This window comes from Echinicola pacifica DSM 19836, assembly GCF_000373245.1.
GTDB classification, from domain to species: Bacteria; Bacteroidota; Bacteroidia; order Cytophagales; family Cyclobacteriaceae; genus Echinicola; species Echinicola pacifica.
In genome coordinates this window covers 139,644-160,490 of the sequence record NZ_KB890739.1, presented here as the reverse complement: position 1 = coordinate 160,490, position 20,847 = coordinate 139,644, and the positions used below count along the sequence as shown (strand labels likewise).

The following is a 20,847-nucleotide window of genomic DNA, read 5'->3' as shown; positions in this document are numbered from 1 at the left end:
CGACGGGGAGGTCATCGGTTCGAATCCGATATTCTCCACCATTTTATACTAAAAGCCTTGCAGAAATGCAGGGCTTCTTTTTTGGTAGATAGTGCGCCCCATCAGGCGACGGGGAGGTCATCGGTTCGAATCCGATATTCTCCACCATTTTGATTTAAAAGCCTTGCAGAAATGCAGGGCTTCTTTTTTGGTAGACACTGCGCCCCGTCAGCCGACGGGGAGGTCATCGGTTCGAATCCGATATTCTCCACCTACATAACTGGAAATATACAACTATCCTTCATCATTTAACACCGGCTTATTACCCTTATATGTTCCTCTAAAATGAAGCCTAATAAGGGTTCAGACCTAAAAGTTGGATGATTAGAATGAAATGATTTTGTTATTAAATAAAAGAAAAAGGAAGAGAGCCACATTGTAAGACTATTTTTGCCACCCTTCAGTTTCTATCCAGTTGCACTCATTACGCTCACCATTAATTAACACTAATAGGATCATTGCCATTAAAAAGTCATAGCAAAACCGCTCGCTGTGCGACTTGATGGCAGCAAGCAAATAGATCGGCTTTAATGACATTAGCTTAGACACAATCAACCAAAATATCCTGCCCACCCAAAGAGCCTGCTTAAAATTTATAGGTATATCCAAGCCTTAGCACTTGAGTTTCATAATAATCATCGCTGATATAACTGAAGCCATTTCCTTCAATGTCCTTCTTTATTACCATGGTATTGAGCAGGTCTGAAGCATTAAAGTAAACCTCCCCTGCTCCCTTTTGAACCAGTTTCTTCAGACCCATATCCATTGTAAACCTACCTTTGATCTCTCCTTGAGGGATGATATCCGGCGCCAAATAAATTGCAGTCAACTGGCCGGAAAAAGTATTGGAAAATTTGATCTGCGAGTTCCACTTTGCATTCCCTGAAAACATTTTTTGTTGCTCCATATAATACTCATGAGGCTCTGGGTATAGGTTTTGAACTGTAAAAGCATTGATCTGGTTTTGGTAGCCATTGATATTAATATCAAAAGCATACCAATCAGAAACATCCATTTCCAATAGAGCTTCCATTCCTGTATTATAACTGTCTCCAGCGTTTTGAAATATTGCATAGATCAATCTGCTTTCCCCAAAGACCGTAGATATCCTAGTGATAGTCCCACTCGTCTTTCGATGATACGCCGCTAAATAAAAAGATCCTGATTTATAAGTATTCTTCCAGCCAAATTCAAAAAGACGGCTAAACTGGGGCTTCAATTCCGGATTTCCAACCTTGATAATTTCAGCATCATCGTATTTTGGAAAGATCCGAATATCCACCTCATTAGGTCGGTCCACCCTCCTATTAAACGAGAGTGTCAATTTATTTTGGGCGTTTAACTTATGCGATAATCGGGTATTGGGAAACGGCTGGAAATAGTCATATCCGTCAGTTTTATACGTTGGATGGTCTGGATTCACTTCATATCTGAGCTTAGCATACTCCACCCTTAAGCCTATTTCAGCTTCCCATTTTTTTGATTCATAAATATAATTTCCATATACCGCAGGAATGGTCTCCTTATAAGTGGCCCAACCTCCTGCCAAGGAATCTATAGGAGAATTATCTCCCGGAAAAAACTGCATATCAGTCGGTATCCATCGTCTCCTCAGCTTCATCCCCGCCTCCAAGCGTCCCATCTTCAGGGGCCTGGAATAATCCAAATTAAAATCTATTACATTTTCATCTGAAAGTAATTTAAATGCATCCTCTCCCACAAATTCAGGCAGGCTGTTTGTAAAAAAATACTGCTCATCCTCTCGGTGAAAGGTATAATTCACTCCTGACACTACCTTATGCCCAGGTTCCTTATATTCATGCTCCCAAGACACTGAGCCCATTACAGTGGTTTTCAATTCATCCTCCAAGAACTGCCATAGCCGTAACCTTTCAGAAAAATCCTCATTATAAAATATTTGATCGCCATTATCGATAATCTTTTCACTACCATATAGGCCGGAAATGGTCAGGGTATTCCGAGCATCTATAGACCAGTCCATACCCGTTCGTAGAGTAAGGAAATTTGTGTCTCGATTTCTCTTTAGCTGCTGTTTGATGACGGCTCCATCCTCATAGGTTCTTGTTACGAACTCATTTTTATTCAGATTCTCCGTATATAAATTATCTCCTGAGAAGAAAAAATTCAGCTTCTCCTTCCTGTAGTTTAAGGCCAGGGAAGGATTTATCTTTGGGGTAATGCTATATTGTGGGCGAACCCCTGGAAGATTGGCCTTTTTCTCCCATATAGCCCCTGCTCCCAAAGCCATCCCAACACTTCCATTAAAGCCTTGCTGTTTTTCTTCCTTCAAAATTATATTTATGATGCCTCCATTCCCATTCGCATCATACCTGGAGGAGGGATTATTGATTATTTCTATTCTTTCCACGGAGGAGGCAGGAAGGTTATTTAACCCGTTTTGATCCCCAAAACCCGTCAAGGCTGTTTGTTTGCCATCCATCAAGATGGCTACCCGGTCATTGCCCCGGATATTCACTTTTCCCTCCTGAACGGACACTCCTGGTAAATTTTGGATAGCTTCGAGGATGGAGCCTCCCCTTTGGCTAATATTATCGCCTAGATCAAATGATTTGACATCCATCTTGGCATTCACTCCTTCTTCCTGACCCAATACTTCCACGGCCTCCAGATCAGTAAGTGAGGGGGATATATAGATTTCTCCCAAATGCAGGAATACCGAGCTGCCCCCGATATAGACCTTTTGAGAGGAGTGATCATAACCAAGATTGGCTATCTCTAAATTATATTCGCCAGGCTCAAGACCTTGTAAGGTAAAATAGCCCTCGGCGTCAGAGATGGCGCCGGTCACAAAAGCAGTATCTGGCAGAGATTTTAGCAATACATTGGCATAGGAAACAGGCTCTTGAGAGGACTGGTCCAATAGCTTACCTGAAAGCTTAATTTCTCCATTTTGTGCATGTACCACTAGAGGGAATGCCCATATAAGAAGGGAGATCAAACTTTTAATTCTGTTTAAAGTCATGTATTTTTTGGCCATTGAGCCGGTTAGAAAAGTAAAAACAAGCTTCCCAAAAGGGTTCATGAAGAGCCTTAATGAATCTGGTTCCTTCTTATTAAAATTGCACTGTCATGAAGAGCGAATCGTAAATCACGAAAAACACTTAAAGCTCAGGCTTGTACACCCTAAAAGAGTAAATTTCACTCGCCAAATATAGTAAAAGCGAAAAGGGTAAACGTTCTTTTAACTGGCCGTAGTTAAAAAAATAGGCAAGCCATAGGAGGAGAATACCGACCCCAAATAGGTCTTCCCTTTCAAGTTTCTTCATCCAGGCATGAAAACGGGCTTTTTATTAAGCCACTGGCCATATCCTACAATAAATCCATGGGCTGGGAAATAAAAAAATGCTTACGCTCGTCGCTTGAATTTACGGGGCAGGTCTAAATTCAAGTATTTTCTTAGGGCGAGGCGTAGATGCTTATGGGCGCGAACCATCTGTTTTTCTATAGCCTTGGGCGAAATGCACAGAATGGTAGCCGCTTCTTTATAACATAAGCCTTCTTCCCTAACCAGCCGAAAGGCCAACCGACATCGAACGGGAAGGCTAGCCACCGCAGAATCCAACTTTTCATGCAATTCCTTAACCAATATATTAGTCTCAGGATAATATTCTAAACCAGTCCCTGGAAAGATCTTAATAGAATCAATGCTGACCATTTTGGGTTTGCGTGCCTTTTGCGACAAGATCGTAAGACAATGGTTTTTAACTGACTTGTACAAATAGGCATCGACATTCTCTACTTCAGTCAGTCGAATGCGAGCTTCCCAGACCTTCACAAACACGTCGGAGATGGCCTCTTCTGCCAACTCACTGCTTTTCAAAAAGGCCTTCGCAAACACAAACAAGCGTTCAAAATACCTATCATATAGGATTTGAAATGCTTTTATGTCATTATTACTTATTTTGAACAAAAGATCCTCTCTCATGGACGAAAAACCAAATAAACCTTATACAAATTATCATTAATTAGAATATATTCAAAATATATCAACTACAATTAAGCATTTATCCCTCTAATAATTTTGGACACAAAACTTACATAATCTATGGATGAAGGTCTCTGTTTTGAGGTGAGTGCCCAGCCCCTGCCAGGCAAAGAGAAAAGTCACGATCACCCAATCATCGTGCGTCTAATGAGAAAGGCTTTGGAACATGGATAATAAAAAAAGGCTCAGCACTCTACGAATGAGAGAGCTGAGCCCGTGTGAAATTTGCTAGGAAGAATTATTGTCCTTGGCCAAAGGCCGGCGCATTCTTATCATACCATATTCTTTGGCTATTCAGATCGATGACATCCTGGCTAAGCGGGGTAAATCCCTGCTGATCCATTGCCTGCATCCAATTATCTCTATTGACCTCTCCTGGATCTGGCAACCAAAACCTTCGAGGAATTACCTCATTGAACTCCTCTCTCGCATAGTAGGTAGAGCTATTTTTAGGGTAGCCTGTTCGTCTGCAAAAAACAAAACCCTCATTTGGCTGTCTATAGAAGTTCAAATACTGCTGAACATAAATCTTTTCAAGTACATCCGAGCCTGTCAGCTGAATGGAAGGCTGCGCCAAATAGGCTTCGATCACCGCCTGGCCATTACCATCAAAAGCCGTGGTGGACATGGCTGCAACGGCTATTTCATTCATCGTCTGAATGGAGGCCGTAATCCCCTGATTATACCACTTCGCAATATCCGATGCGGTGCCGGTTCCATACCCCTTGGCCATAAGCTCTGCAATATAGAAGCAAGACTCCGCATGTGACACCACCGCATCCTTCCACACTCCGGAGCTACTATTCATTTTTGGAGAGAAGAACTTTTGATTGGCCACAGACATTAAGAAAAACCGATCTGAGCCAGAAACCAGAGGGTTTGAGAAATAAATCGCAATATCCGGAGCCACCGTCCAATCTGCAGGTCCACCTTGATACTCGATCAGCGGATCATTAGGATCTATAAAATCCGGGAGCGTCACACCATTATCATCTAAGCTCTGCTGATAATCCCCCACGAGGTCATTTGGAGAAAAATAAATTCCCAGCCTAGGGTCATTTGATTGTTTCAGAAAATCGACAATGGACATGGTACCAAAACGGGTACTTCTATAGAGTATATCCCCTCCATTACCAAACGGAGTGTAATTGTCATGGGTAAACATCATCTGTGATTCATTGCTATCTATCGGTCCCACAGGATGCGCCATTACCTCCCCAAAGATCTTACGGGTAAGGTCAGGCGTTTGGTTTTCCACCCTCACCGCTATCCTAAGCTTAAGGGTATTGGCCAGTTTAATCCAGTTTTCCCAGTCAGACTGGTAGTATAGATCCGCCGTCCCATAGGAAAGCTGCTCCCTATCCATATTCAGAGTAAGTGTGGCGATGGCCAGATCAAGCTGCTCGAGCCAGGTCGAGAACAACAGCTGTTGCTCATCGTATTTGGGAGCGAAGTTCACCTCATAGCGACCTTCACCCGCTTCGGTATAAGGCATGGAGCCACTCATATCGGTCGCCTTCATCGCCTGGATCACTTCCAGAACATAGGTTACCACTTTCATATTCTGATACACTTCTGGATCTCCTTTGGCTTCCATTTGCCTTCTGACCTCCATCAGGTTTGGGATGATATTCCTGTAAAAGGAATTGTATCTGGAATTCACATTATTGGTAAGCTCGTATGGGCTGGCCGAGACATGCTGCGTATAGCGCATGAGGTGCTCCATATTCTCCCACACCCATTCCGAGCCTTGATAGGTCATCAACTTATCCTCAGAATAGGTAAATAGGAATTTTATATCCGGATCAGTCACGATACTCGGATCGGTATTTATTTCAGCAAAATCCTGTGTGCAACTAACTGTAGCGGCCAGGGACATGATATATAGTATTGATCGAAACTTTTTCATCTTTATATTTTTTTATTTCCCCACTAATTAAAATTGGAAGCGTAAAGTAGCTCCAAGTGATCGCGTCATAGGTAGAAAACCCTGCTCCCCCGAAAAGGCGGTATTATTGGAATTATTGGACGCCGGGTTGAAGTTAAACGGCAGGGAGTTATACAAGTAAAACAGGTCTCTTCCTATTATGGAAAGGCTCATTTGCTGAATACCCAGCTTATCTGTAAAGGAGGCAGGGAAGCTATATCCCAGAGAGATCTCTCTCATGGACACCCAGGTACTTTCGAATATCCAATAATCAGAAACCCCGGTGGAAGAAGATCCATACCTATAGAAATACTGAGGCGTATGAGTAGGCTCCACTAGTCCGGCATCATAGGCTTGCTGAAAGGTCATCCCCCCTACATCGGCCTGGCTGCCATCTGCCTGAGTCACTTTCTGGCCTTCGCCAAATACACCTTCGGGAATCATGCCGTCGTCATAGGTCTGTCCATCATAGTCGCTCGTCCATGATATTCCGCCATACTCAGCATCTCTACCCGCCAGGGTATTGGGTAATACTCCCGTATGCGTACCATATCGGTAGGAAAGCATCACAAAGTCACCGCCCACCTTGGCATCAATCAGAAATCCTAGGCTGAAGTTTTTATAGTTGAAGGAATTGCTCCATCCTGAACGAAAATCAGCATTGATATCTCCTACGTCCTGAATCTGGTTACTCCTTGCGGGGAAGGCTGCACGGGCATCGGACCTCCATGCCAGCTGAGTCATGCCATTATTTGGATGGTCTATATTGTTGCCATTTTCATCCTTGGCCTGAAACTTCGTGGCCTGAATAGAGGACCTTAAGGTACCATAGGATTTACCCACCACGGCCCAGGTGCTGATTTCTCCAATATTTGCGCCCAAATTATACTCTTCCCTACCCTCATACAGTTCTTTGATAAGGTTTCTGTTTCTGGAGAAGGTCAATGTAGAATTCCACTGAAAATCCGTGGTGCTTATTGGTGAGAAGTCCAAGGTGATTTCTATTCCTCTATTTTGGATATTTCCGGCATTCACCAGAATAGCACTCACGCCTGATTCAATAGGGGAAGAAATTGGAAGAATTTGATTTTTCGTATTATCCTGATAATAGGTGAAATCTATCCCCAGTTTTTCGTTAAACAAAGTCAGCTCCATGCCTATCTCCTTCGCTATCTTACGCTCTGGCTTAATATTAGGCTGCAGCACTCGGCTATCACTAAAGGTGGAAGTCGGCAATTGGCTGCCATTGATATTAGTAAATCCATTAAATGAAAACCCAGGGTTGAGGGTAAACGGGTTTGTATCCTTACCCAGCGCCGCGATATTACCTCTTAATTTTACAAAGCTAATCCAGCTAGGCATCTTAAAGGACTCAGAAAGCACCCATGAGGCTGAGGCCGCCGGATAATGGAAGAAGTTATTTCCTGTCCCATCCGAATACGTAAGCGCTGAAGACCAATCTCCCCTCCAGGAAAGGTACAGAAACAGGCGATCCTTATAGGACTGATCCACACTGAAATAGGTAGAATTGATAGTTCTTCTGTACTTTATCCCGCCAGCAGTATATTGTGGCTGGACGGAGTTGGCGAGGAAATAATTCCCTGGATAACTTAAACCTCCACGGGTTTCACTTTCGTTATAGGTCGTCTCTGTGCGCTGAGATTCCGCCCCTAAATATCCGCTAATATCATAGTCTTTATTGATGACCTTATTGATCATTAGCATTCCCTTGAGGAATCGGGAGGTTTTCGTTGAATGGCTTAAGCCATAGGCTCCTCCGCCAAAACCTATATTTTGACCGAGTTCTTTGGTTTCATTTCGGGTATAATAATTATTAAAATTACCCTCAACCCTTGCGCTCAACCAGCTATTCACTTTGCCCGTCAGGGCTACCCGACCACGGACATTTTGTTCATTTTGAAGGTAGTTATTATTGAATAGGCTAAACCAAAACCGGGACTCAGGCGCCTTATTTGGCTCCAGGGGATTTGCGGGGTTGGGGGCACCACCTAATACGCTGGTGTACCGACTTTCCTGCATCCAATAGTCAGTGTCATAATTCCTAGGAAGCATCCAGCTATATAATTTACCGAAATTATAGGATCCAAAAGCATCCAATCCGCCAAGTCTAGGCGGGTTTTTGCCATCAAAGGTGGTGTAAGTCACACTTGCATCCACATCCAAAAAGTCCGTAAGCTCATGGGTAGCCCTTAGATCAAAGCCATTCTTCAAATAATCATTATTATGTACGACCCCTTCACCTTCGCTTCGGGTGTACGATAGCCTGAAAGTGGACCTTTCTCCACCGCCATTCAAGGCCACATTGGTATTCGAGGCCCAGCCAGTCCGGAAGGCTGATAGGAAATTGTCTGGTTGGGGGGAGTACTGCGTCGGCGTACCATCATAATTCAATACTTGCTGACCTTCCATTCTTGGACCCCAGTTTTCCAGCTCTCTATTGATCTGATGATCAATATAAGGTTGGCCTGTCACCGGGTCGGTAGGGAAAACCTTGGTTCTCCAAGCCTGATCAGACTGGTAATTAGGGTCTCTACGGTCAGTAAAGAATGCGCCCACACTGCCTCCACCGAAAACGTTCTGAAGCTCAGGGCCAGAATAAGGATCAAAAATCTGTGCATTTTGGGAGATAGAAACGCCTATTCCTGATCTTTTACTGCCTTTTTTGGAGGTTATCAGGATCACCCCATTGATGGCTCTGGAGCCATAAAGTGCGGCTGCCGCGGAGCCTTTCAAAACGGAAACACTCTCAAAGTCTTCCATATTTAGATTTTTCAATGCATTTCCGAAGTCTCTGCCCGTTCCTCCAAAAATATCATTGTCAATGATCACCCCATCGATAACAAAAATCGGCTGATTATTATTGCTAAGAGTGGAATTGCCCCGAATCAAAATCTTAGAGCTTCCAAAAGCACCACCACTACCTTGATCAATCTGTACACCAGCTACTCGACCTTGAAGGGCATTTACAGGATTCACCTCGAAGGTTTTGGCCAAGGCATCTCCCTTCACTTCGGATACGGAATAGCCCAGATCTCGCTTATTCTTTTCGATCCCTAAGGCAGTCACCACGACCTGCTCCAAGAGCACATCTGAAGACAATTCCACATTTATCTCAGACTGGTTATTTACAGCCACCCTCACAGGCTCAAAGCCTGTAAATGAAAAAGTGACGGTGGCACCTTCAGGTACTTCCAAGGTATAATATCCATCGATATCGGTGACCGTGCCAGTGCCAGTGCCGCTGACACTTACTGTGGCACCGGGCAAAGGCTCTCCTGCATCGTCAGTCACCCGCCCCTTGATTGTTTTGTCCACCAGGTCCATTAGAGCAGGCTTTCCGTCGGTGACTTTTTGTACGTGGATGACATCATTGATACGCTTAAACGCCAAGCCTGTCTCCCCGGAAACCTCCATCAACACCTTGGCCATGGAGATATGCTGGCCGTTTAGTGCCTTTACTTTCTCCTTACGCAGATCAGCATTCTTATAGGAAAAACTAAAATCTGTCTGCTTTTCAAGAGCCTTGAACACCTCCCCAACCTGAGCATCCTCAAAAGCCATGGAGACAAATATCGCATCTAAGCTGCGCTGGGCATCACCCTCTGCCGCTTGCAAAGTCCCGATAAGTGATAATTGCAATAAAAATGCAATTATTACATAAGGTCCTTTTAATATTCCTTTTCGTAAAACGTTATTATTCATAATTTTGATTGTTTTGGGTTTTAAATACCTGTAACTAAATCTCTCCCCCTTAAATTCTGATGTCGCCTCGACCAAAATTTGACCTCAGAATTGAGGGGGAATCCTCGCTTATTCTCCAATAAATAAGCTGCTTTAAGACTATAAAAAGTCTAATTTTTATCCTTCATGAATCCAGACTGCACGCCTAACTGCCTGGTGCATTCCCTAGCCACTATCTTCAAATCGAATAGAAAAACTCACTATTAATTCCATTAGAATGGTTTCTTTACTGCTGACAAAAACACTGTATCTGCCCTAATCGAATAATCAAACTGAAAGGTAAAAGCCATGCCTTCCAATACCCTGTCCAAAGGCTCATCTACATAAGAACCCGTATATCGCTGCTTATTAATGCGGTAAGCGTCCAAAACAAAATGAACCCCATACCAATCTGATAATTCTCTAATCACCTCATCAAAATCCGCCCGCTCAAATCCCAAACGTCCCTCCTTCCAGCCTATAACTATATCGGCGTCATAGGAGGTCTTGACCAGGCTTGAATCAACTTGTAACACAGCCATTTCCGAAGGATGTAACTTAATAAGTGCCGAATTATAGTTGGTCTGAACCTCCACCAAACCAGTCACCACTGCCACTGAGCTCTGCTGAGCCCCGCTAAAACTGTTTACATTGAAGGAGGTGCCGAGAACCCTTGTCCTTAAGCCTCCTGCATTCACCGTAAATGGATGTAGGGTGTCTGACTTGACATTAAAAAAAGCCTCGCCATCCAAAAAAACTTCGCGGCTTCCCGACTTAAATCCCCGTTGGTACCGCAGCTGGGAGCGGGAATTTAATTTCACCAAGCTGCCATCAGGAAGAGATAAGGTTAGTTTTTGGCCTGCACTGGTGCTTTTCGACTCCCATACTATGGCTTCTGCCTCGGGAGTCTTAAGCACTGCACTTGGACCGGGCTTTAGGAGTAAGGCCCCCGCGATGATCACCACCACAAATACAGCAGCAATCGCCTTCCACCATACGTGACGAGAATCATTTACTTCCAACTTTGCCTTGCTAGGAAGTGGACTTATCTCTGAATAAATAGACTGCCAAACCTTTTCCTTCACCGGCCTGTGCTGAACCGTGGAGCTTTTCCATAACCTCTCAAAAAGTAGAAATTCCTGTTCGTTTTCCACAGCTTCTTTACGCCATTCCTCACAGGCATGGATTTCCTCCTCGCTCGCCTCACCGGCTAGGATCTTAAAAAGCAGCTCTTCTTTATTTCCCATATACAAAATCAAGCTTAAACTTCCAGCGAATAGAATCAGTAAGACCTGCTTGCCAAACAGTACCATGCTTCCTGTGGGACGTACGCTTATCTTCTTAAAAGCGAAAAATCATTGGCCTATAAGTAGCCTCCTTTATCTATGACTCTATTTATTCTCGCCTCCCCCCTTTGCTCCCATATTATTTTTCAAAAAAATTTTTTGGGCTAATAAAAATGGTCCTTCAATAAATCGAAACTAAAGAAGGGAAAACAAAAAAAACACTGCATTTCCTCTCCAATAAGCTATTAGTTATTTAGTAGGGAAAAATTCTGGAAAACCTAAGGCTCCTTATCTAGGTACACCTTCTGACCCAATTTGGCAGATCGTTTGGCTGCCTCAAGGATCTCCATCACCATAAGGTTATTCTCCAAGGTATAGGGGCTAAAGGATTCCTGGGTATATTCATTACTTATTACCAAGCGGAAATATTCAAAAGGATTAGGAATCAATCCTTCCCGGACCTCCTCTGCTATAGCTTCCTGTTCAGGCGCCTTATGTTGGCGCAGTCTATAATGAATGGCGTCTTCGGTAATCATATAACCATATTGAGCATAGATTTCCATGTCTTTGCGACCATATGGCCAGTTCCATGAAGCCTGGATTATACCTTGAGCCGCAGGGTAATCTACTATGATGGTGGCCTCGTCTTCTACTTTTGGATAGACTTCCGGCTTATAGGTTCTCGTAATAGCCGTCACGGATTGGGGGCGCTCTCCATGCATCAAACTTGTCATGATATTCGCCCCATAGCAGCCAAAATCCATCAGGGCACCGCCTCCATTGAGAACGGGATCGGTGAGCCAGTCTAAAAATTCCTTCCCTACCCCAATCTCCATTGGGCCCTCGTGACCATGATGAAAAACCATCTTTCTGATCTGGCCCATTCCTTCCTCTTCCTCAAATCGCCGAAGGGCCGCAGAGGTGCTGGCATACCAGGAGGTCTCATAATTCACTAGGAGCTGGATATGGTGTTTTTCTGCCAATGCGGCCATTTTCTGTGCATCCGCCAAATTCGCCGCCAGGGGCTTCTCCACCATCACATGTATCCCCAATGGAGCGGCAGCTTCTACGGCCTCCAGGTGGTGCTTAACCGCTCCAAACACTAGAATTCCATCTGGCTTAGTCTGCTCCAACATTTCCTGAAGATCAGTGTAGAATACAGAATCTAGTAGCTCATAGCGTTGCTGAAAGTGCTCCACCAGGTCCAAATTAGGCTCATATACAGCTGCCAAAGACATATCTGCGGTCTTTCCCCATTCAAAAAACCAAGGGCTATGTCCATGGGAAAGCCCCACCACCGCGAAACTTTTCTTTTCTTGTGCTTGAAGAATGGAAGTTGCCCCAAAATAAATCATAAGACAGCATAATAAACTGTGGGTACTCGGAGAAAAAAAGCAATGCATTTTCATCATTATTTGGGTTTATCGTTAATTATTGGCCATCTGTCCATTTTGTACTCCCAGCTTTCTACATAGTTTTTCGATATCAGAGCAGGTTTTTTGGATCAATTGCAATTGCTCCGTAAGGAGATTTACCTCTGCATCCTGAGCAGACTTCAATAAGGTAGCTTCATTTTCTAATATAGAAAAATCAAATGCTTCTCCGCTATCATCTCCCAAGTGCTCAAGGGCACGCAGCAGGTAATTTCTGGATCGCTTAATGGCGACTATTTGCTCATGGGCAGAGAGCACCACATCCTCCCGGGACAAACTTGCCGAGAGGGTGGAGAAATATGAATTCAGGATATGATTTAGCACCACAAACTGATGTAGGGCTTCCTTATTTTTCTGTTGCTTTGCCGGCTCGTCCAGCATCCGCTGAAAAGAAGCGGCCAGATTGGCGGATTTCAGGTACATCCTTTTGCGAGCCAGTCTATAAGCAAGCTCATCAAAAGGCTCCGTGTCAAACCGGCTCACCAACTGCGAAAAATAGGCTAAACTGCCCTGAACAGCGGCGATTTCGCGCTGACGGAATCCTCCATATTCCCAGCTGGGCAAGAAATATATACTGGCCAGATACGCTAATCCTGAACCCACGAAAGTATCCAGGATTCGCTCCTGGACAATCATGAAATCGGACTCAGGATACAGTAGCGCATAGACAATAAATATAAATGGCGTCATGAACAGCACCGCCAGAAAATACCTAGTCCGTAAAAACGAATAGGCAAGAATCATAAATAGTATCAAAAAAATAAACCGTATCGTAAAATCCGGCACGAAATACAAGATCAACACCCCCGTCACTCCACCTGCCACAGTCCCTAGCATCCGTTGGGTATTTCTTTTTTTGGTAAGGCTATAACCGGGCCTGAGGATGACCAATATGGTCAAGATCACCCAATAACTATGAGAACCCAAAGACATCTGCATGGACACAAAAAATCCCAGCAGGCAGGTCACGGCAAGTCTAATTCCATGGCGAAATACGCTGGAGTCCAAGCTTAAATTATCCTGCATAATTTTCCATGAAAACTCCTGCCTGCTAACAAATTTGGTGAGGCTATTTTCTCTGGTTTCTGAGATAAAAGTCAGCTTCTCCTCATAGAAATAATTATAGATATTCTCCACCCTACTACTGATAGCGCTGATATTGGCAAAGATTTTTCTAAGCATCAGGCATTTAATCCCCTGCCTTTCCAATTCCTCAATGCCACCCTTCAATTTATCCATCTGATCCTCAGAGGGAGGAAATTTCCCGGGTTTTTCGTTGTTGATCAGCGCATATCCCAGCCTTCTAAGTTTGTCAGCAAGGTCCTGAATCGCCCAGCCAAACTCCTTAAGTAAAGGATACTTTCCAAAGCGCTCCTTTAGCTGTCCATAATCATAATGCGTGGACATCACCTGCTCAAAGATATCCACGGTATCCACGAAGATCACCAATAATAGCTGTCCAGATTTTATGGATTCCCCGACTTTAATACGAGTTTTGTAGAGCATTTCGCGGACGGTATCCTGATGCTCATGAACTAGAATCTGGGTGCTAGCTAGCCGGCGGAAATTATCTTCCACATTTATTCCCTCCTTGTAGAAGTCTGCTTTTTGAGAAATAAAGTCTGCTAACTTCAAGACACACTCTCCTAAAGCCTGCTGGGCGACACGATACGGGCGAATCTCCATAAGCGTCAGACTCAGCACCGTGTACCATAATCCACCCATGAGCACCAGCAGCGCATACAGCCAAAAAGCTGCCTGGGTTTTCAAGGGATCCATGGATATGGCCATTGCTAGCAGCGCTCCCGCTCCCACCGAAGCGGCTCTAGCTCCGTACACCGAAAACATCGCAAATACAAAGCAAAATATTGGAATCTGAATCGCCAGAAAATACGGGGAGACATTGGTCAGGCCAGTTACCAAGGCGCTAAAAAACACGAAGAAGCAGGCCGAAAGCATTCCTGTACGACGGTGGGCGATGGGCCCCGTGCTGTCAGCAATACTCACCAAGAAAGCCCCTAAAGACATACTCACCCCTATTCGCACATCACCCAGCAAACTAAAAATCACCGCTGGAGACAATACTCCCAAGGTCATCTTTAGTCCATCAGCAAAATATTGACCTAATAGAAAACTCTTGATTGAACTTAATTTTAAAAATGGCATAGCTATACTTAGTGGCTGTTCAATTTAAGAAATGCTGCTCTCATTCGCTTTACTTTTTTAAGCAAATATTACTTATTTCCATCCCCAACTATCATTTTACGCCACTCATTCGATTCCATTCAAATAATATTTTATGCTATTCACACAATAAATTTTGCAAGGATTAATTCCTCATTTCATTATAAAAGCCTATATTAATCATCGTAATAATAACCAAATACTCAGCCATATCACCTCCTTATGAGTAAATTTCGCATAGCATTTTTTATTTTCCTGATGATGGCTGGTACTGTCCTCATTGGCTATGCTCTCAATCCAAATAACACACTCCATTTCGTCTTCCTCTCCGGTTCCGAAAGTGAGTTTGCAGCAAGTGCCTCCTTCGATTATGATCAAACGGTGGCATGTGCCCAAGCGCCCATTCTCTTCACGAATACCTCGGTGGGTGATGACCTAACCTACCTATGGAATTTTGGAGATCCGAACTCCAATTCTGCCAATAGTTCCACAGAGCCAAATCCCAGTCATACCTTTATTGGCAGCGCAGGAGTGGACCAGGAGACCTTTGTGGTAAGCCTCACAGCGACCGACATGGAAGGTAACTCAGATACTTACACACAGGAAATCACCCTTACTCAAGCACCATCATTAATCCTCACTAGCGAACAAAACGGTACCACCTTTGATGATCTGGAATACATCATCACTTGTGAATCAGAGGACTCAGAATTCACATTTATCAATAATTCCACAACCAAAGACAGCAATACCTCCTATACGCTGGACTGGGGAGATGGCAGTCCCTCATTTACAGGAACTGACTGGGAAGAGCTTAATCACTCCTACGCGATGGGAGTATATAACCTAGTCTATACCGTCACTGGGCCTAATGGCTGCCCGGCCACGAAGGAATTCGGGGTGTTTGTGGGCTCAAATCCGGCCGTGGGGCTGGCCAACCCTGGAAATACCAACGTGTGCGGAGGCCAAACCCTTTCATTCCCCATCACTGGTACCGAAAACAACCCTGAGGGAACCATGTATGTGGTGAGCTATTCCGACGGATCGCCAGAAGAAACGTATAATCACCCTCCCCCATTAGAGGTTACGCATACCTTTATAGAGTCTTCCTGTGGGATTAATAGTGGCAGCTTCCCCAACTCCTATTCAGTAAGTATTACCGCTGTCAACCCATGCTCCGCCTCCTCAGCAGTGGTCTCGCCTATTTATGTATCCGAAATTCCCGATCCAGAATTTACTGCTCCCGAAGACCCTGTATGCGTGGAGAGCCCGGTCAATATCGTAAACACCACGATCTTTGGTGGAGAAGTCAGTAATAATGGCCAATGTACAGATCTGGGTAAATTCACCTGGGAAATCACCCCGGAAACAGGCTGGGAACTGCAAACTGGTGACCTCGGAAACCCTTTTACCCCAGACAACCCAAATACATGGCTGAACGGCTCCGATGTAATTGTACCTGTTTTCTCAGAACCCGGAACCTACACGATACGGCTCATTACTGGAAACCGATGTGGCATTAATGAAGAAGTCAAAACTATCTGTGTCACTGAAATCCCTCAGCCGGACTTCGAACTGAGTCAAGCAGCGGGTTGTGGTCCCTTGCCCATAGCCCTCACCAATACTTCCATCGTGGATACGAGCTGCGGCGAGGACCCCGTATATACTTGGTCGGTGGCTTATCAAGGGAATTTCTGCGGCAATTCCAGCAACTGGGAATTTACCGATGGCAGTAATCAAAACAGTGAAAATCCCTTCATGCTTTTCACCAATCCGGGGATATACACGATCAACCTTCAGCTGCGTACCTCCTGTGGTATATTTACCACCGAAGAGCAGCTCGAAGTCTATGCAGAACCAAGTGTCGTCATCAATCCTATAAGTAACATCTGTGAGCCCACCACCCTCATCCCCACCGCCAACGTTCAAAGCTGCTCGCCGATGGAGGCCAGCTATCTATGGACCTTTGAAGGGGCAGATATCGCCAGCTCCACCAGCTTGGATCCAGGGGAAATAAATTTTGATAGTCCTGGAGAAAAAGTCATCAGCCTGGAAGTCAGTTCCACCTGTGGCATCACCACGGAAACCATACGCTTTTTCTATTACCCACCTCCAGTGATAGACGCAGGAGAAGTAAGCACAGTTTGCCTTGGGGATGAGTCAGTATTGCAAGCCAGCTTACCCGATGAGGGAGACTATCAAATCCGCTGGACCAGCAGCACCAGCTCTCCTATCAGCGACGCCACCACCAGCAGCCCCACGGTAAGACCTCTTAGCACCACGCTTTACACCTTATTCGTTACCGACCTGAATACCGGCTGCTCCTCTCAGGACACGGTAAGCGTCATTGTGAAGCCCGCACCACAAATTATATTTTCGGGTGAAAATCAAACGATCTGCTCCGGAGAAACTTCTGAGCTCATCACTATCAGCTCGGACGCTGAGGTCACTCTCTCCTGGAGCTCCTCCGCTGGGGAGGTGACAGGTGCTGCAGGTACAGGGACAACAACCATCCCCACTCAAACCCTTATAAACCTCACCAATGCCCCCATCGAGGTGACCTATACCGCCATCATCACGGATAGCAATTTGCTGGTCTGTGACCTCCAGCCTGCCATTTACACCATTACGGTATTGCCGGGTATCACCTTTGAGGATGTCGATATGACTATATGTAATGGGGATCTCATAGATATTGTTCCGCAGGGACATTCTGCTGAGTACTCTTATACTTGGGAGCTCCTATCCTCAGGAAATCTCGAAGGAGCCACGAGCAGCAATATTGCGCAATCCTCTTTTACTCAGAACCTCCTTAACCCCGGAAACAGCCTCAGTCAGGCGATATATGAGATAAGGCCTATTTATCAAAATTGTATATTGCCACCATTTACTGTTTCTGTGACTGTCCGTCCTTCGGCTATACTCAGCGTGGACCTCCCATCTCAAACCATCTGCTCAGGCAATAGCTCAGAAGAGGTGCGCTTCTCCAGCTCTGTCGCTGGCGGATCCTTCACCTGGGAAGCTACAAGCAATGGTGATGTCACAGGCCTCATAAGCGCAGGAAACACCAGCTCTATTCCCAGCCAAACCTTAATAAACACAAGCCAAAGCCCCATAGAAGTTATATACACGATCTATAGTGAAAACCCTAGCTTGGGGGAATGCCCAGTACCTACCGCAAGTCATACACTCATCATAAATCCCGAAATCACGGTGACCGCCGACCTATCCGATTATGCCGGCTTCGCCATCTCCTGTGATGGTGGCCTGGATGGCCAGATTACCATTAGCCCCTCCGGGGGAAGTGGCAATTATACTGTGCTATGGGAGGGGCCGGACAATTTCCAGTCTAGCTCCTTGAATTTGGATAATATAGGTCCTGGAGATTACACCTTGTCCATAACAGATGAATATGGCTGCAGCTTTTCTGCGACTTACCAGCTGGCCGCTCCTCCACCCATTGAGCTCAGCCTCGCCGGCACAGTGGGCCTGGTGTGTAAAGGAGAAAGCACGGGAGCGATTACCCTTGATGCAACAGGCGGCAATCCCAATATCCCATTTGTATTTCAGTGGTTTCTGGAGGGCAGCCCCTACCCTAGCACCGCCCAAAACCCCACCAACCTCCCCGCAGGCAGCTATGAGGTACAGGTGTCGAAGGGCAATAATTGTTTTATAAGCCTGGAATCTATCGTCCTTACCGAACCGGAGGAGGAATTGGTTATTGGCTATCAAAAAACGGATCTGTCCTGCTATAATGCGAACGATGGAAGCTTACAGCTGGAGATTACGGGGGGCGTGGGCCCTTACGTGATAGCCTGGGATTTTGGTTCCTCCCTGACGGAGTTCACCGACCTGTCCGCAGGCACCTATGGCCTTAGCGTCACCGATGCGATTGGTTGTATTAAGTATGAAGAAATAATCATTGAAAATGCCCCGGCCTTTGAAATTAATCCTGAAATAACGCAGATTTCCTGCTTTGGGGAGCAAAATGGAAGCATACAACTGAACCTTCTTCAGGGAGGACAGGGATATACCATCCGATGGGATCATGGACCGGAAGTGGAGTCGCTCAATAATCTTGCTGCAGGTATCTACTCCGTCACCATTGAGGAAGCCGGAGGATGTACCCTTCGGGAAGAGTTCTCCATAGTGGAGCCAGCCCTACTCAGCTTAGAGCCTCAGGTGAGCGATGCCCTGGACTGCAATAACCCTCAAAGTGGCGCCATCAACCTTGGGATCTCCGGAGGCAGACCTCCCTATACTATCAGCTGGTCTAATGGGGCTACCGGGCAGTCCCTCCAAGACCTTCCTGCCGGTCAATACGCGGCAGAAGTTACCGATGCTTCCGGCTGTCAGGTTTTAGCTCAAATGGAAGTCAAACGACCGGAGGCCATTCAAGTGACTTCGGTGAGAACAATTGAGGTCAGCTGCATGCCTACTGTAGTGACCGAAAAAATAGAGTTATTCCTTTCTGGAGGCTTGCCACCCTATTCGGTTAGCTGGTCTGGTGGTGAGCTATCTCCTGATGGATTGTCCATCCAGACGACAGATTCAGGGCTTTATACCGCCGTAGTTACAGACAGTCAAGGTTGCTCATTATCCTCGTCTTTCACCATCAGTAATCCCCAAACTATCATTGACCTGGAGGTGACTTCTGATCAGCTGGTGGAGTACAACTCACATATGGTGAATTTTGATATTCAGTTTACCAGTCTTTCTTCCGGGGATATCGTGGCTTATTTCTGGGATTTTGGGGATGGAAGCTCCAGCACGGAAGCCAATGCGACCCATGCCTACCAAAGTCCGGGCACTTACCAGGTGCAATTGAATCTTACTGATCGGTATGGCTGCCAAACCTCCCGACAGACGCAGGTTCTGGTGACGGACCATTACTTAGCCATGCCAAATGCCTTCAGTCCTAATGGCGATGGATTAAATGACTTCTACTTCCCGAAATTTATTTTGGTGGAGAAGCTGGAGTTTTGGGTCTTGAATAAATGGGGAGAAACGGTGTTTTACACCAATGATATAAGTTCTCCAGGATGGGACGGGATGAGCAATGCAAGTCCTGCCCTTACGGGAAATTATGTTTATAAGCTTAATTACACCACACTGGATGGCCGCCAAAAGACGCTTTCTGATGTATTTATTCTACTGCGATGAGAGAAAAACTACTTTTCATATTAATCGGATTAAGCCTATATAGCCCTTTAAGAGGACAGGACTTTCAGTTCAGCCAATTTTATGCTGCCCCACTCTACCTCAATCCGGCCATGACAGGGGCGACGGAACTCAGCCGTGCCGGGGCCAATTACCGAAAGCAGTGGCCTGGACTTTCCAATGACTTTACGGCTTACAGTGCTTATTTTGATCATTATAGCATTGACATGAACAGCGGCTTCGGCATTTCGGCCAATTCCTTTCAGGAAAGCAATCAGAATATTAATACCAGTGAAGTATCTCTTTTTTATAGCTATAAGCTTGAGGTAAGCACTGATTTTTCGATACGATTTGGCGGCCAATCGGCCGTGGTGAGAAGAAGTGCCCGACTGGACCGGCTTGTATTTGGGGATCAAATTGATCTTTTTTCTCAAACGATAAATCCAGATACACAGGATAATATCCCGGATTTCTCGCCTTATACCTATCTCGACTTATCCTTTGGGACCCTAATGAGTGGCGAATCATTCTTTATCGGATTATCAGCGCATCATATCAACCAGCCCAACCTAAGTTTCTTTCCCGGAAATGGGGAAAGTCTTCTGCCTGTAAAATGGTCTCTCCACGGGGGATACTCTTTCCCTTTAGGAACCAATAATTGGTGGGGTACGGACTATGATAATCAGCTGACTTTGCAGGCCAATTATAAAACGCAGGGGGCCTACCAGCAGCTGGATTTAGGGATGCAAATGCTTTATGGCAGTTTTATCGGAGGGCTAGGATACCGGGGATTCCCGAGTCAGCCGGAGGTGTCTAACCAGGAATCTATCATTTTTCTGCTTGGGGTGAAGTTGGATACAGGATTGGTAATTGGCTACAGTTATGATTTCATGCTTTCGCCCATCGGGCAGCAAGCCAAGGGTGCCCATGAGGTTTCCATCCGGTATATGTTTCTCTGGGGTGATCCTAAAAGCAGAGGACAAAAGTCCCGAATCAACAAATGCTTTCACTATATGATGTAAAATACATCTCCAATATCATTGGCAAATA

The 20,847-nt window shown here is 45.3% G+C and carries 9 protein-coding genes; 2 read left to right on the top strand and 7 right to left on the bottom strand.

Features of this window, described 5'->3' with window-relative positions; genetic code table 11:
• Window positions 1–625 precede the first annotated feature (625 nt).
• The 7 genes from B050_RS0105220 to B050_RS0105185 form a co-directional block, all read right to left on the bottom strand.
• Window positions 626–3,043 (bottom strand): outer membrane beta-barrel family protein, encoded by a 2,418-nt coding sequence (locus B050_RS0105220; protein ID WP_026235654.1) that lies wholly within the window; start codon window positions 3,041–3,043, stop codon window positions 626–628.
• Window positions 3,044–3,427: 384 nt separating this feature from the next.
• On the bottom strand, window positions 3,428–4,006 hold the full coding sequence (locus tag B050_RS22060; RefSeq protein ID WP_018472835.1) for an RNA polymerase sigma-70 factor: 579 nt from the start codon (window positions 4,004–4,006) through the stop codon (window positions 3,428–3,430).
• 298 nt (window positions 4,007–4,304) lie between these two features.
• Window positions 4,305–5,975 (bottom strand): SusD/RagB family nutrient-binding outer membrane lipoprotein, encoded by a 1,671-nt coding sequence (locus B050_RS0105205; RefSeq protein ID WP_085931184.1) that lies wholly within the window; start codon window positions 5,973–5,975, stop codon window positions 4,305–4,307.
• Window positions 5,976–6,002: 27 nt separating this feature from the next.
• Window positions 6,003–9,716 (bottom strand): SusC/RagA family TonB-linked outer membrane protein, encoded by a 3,714-nt coding sequence (locus tag B050_RS0105200; protein ID WP_018472833.1) that lies wholly within the window; start codon window positions 9,714–9,716, stop codon window positions 6,003–6,005.
• Between the two features lie 251 nt (window positions 9,717–9,967).
• Entirely contained in the window at window positions 9,968–10,981 is a 1,014-nt protein-coding gene (locus B050_RS22830; RefSeq protein WP_169336244.1) for a FecR family protein, read from the bottom strand.
• Window positions 10,982–11,298: 317 nt separating this feature from the next.
• Window positions 11,299–12,375, bottom strand: a complete 1,077-nt coding sequence (locus B050_RS0105190) for a Gfo/Idh/MocA family protein (protein WP_018472831.1) — start codon at window positions 12,373–12,375, stop codon at window positions 11,299–11,301.
• A 72-nt stretch (window positions 12,376–12,447) separates the two neighbouring features.
• Complete coding sequence (locus B050_RS0105185; RefSeq protein WP_018472830.1) at window positions 12,448–14,619, bottom strand: FUSC family membrane protein; 2,172 nt, start codon at window positions 14,617–14,619, stop codon at window positions 12,448–12,450.
• Window positions 14,620–14,859: 240 nt separating this feature from the next.
• On the opposite strand from B050_RS0105185, the gene B050_RS0105180 reads away from it, so the two are divergent.
• Window positions 14,860–19,800: a T9SS C-terminal target domain-containing protein gene (locus B050_RS0105180; protein ID WP_018472829.1), complete on the top strand. Its 4,941-nt coding sequence runs from the start codon at window positions 14,860–14,862 to the stop codon at window positions 19,798–19,800.
• Entirely contained in the window at window positions 19,797–20,819 is a 1,023-nt protein-coding gene (locus tag B050_RS0105175) for a PorP/SprF family type IX secretion system membrane protein (protein ID WP_018472828.1), read from the top strand. The genes B050_RS0105180 and B050_RS0105175 overlap by 4 nt, the downstream gene beginning before the upstream one ends.
• The last annotated feature ends 28 nt before the right edge of the window (window positions 20,820–20,847 follow it).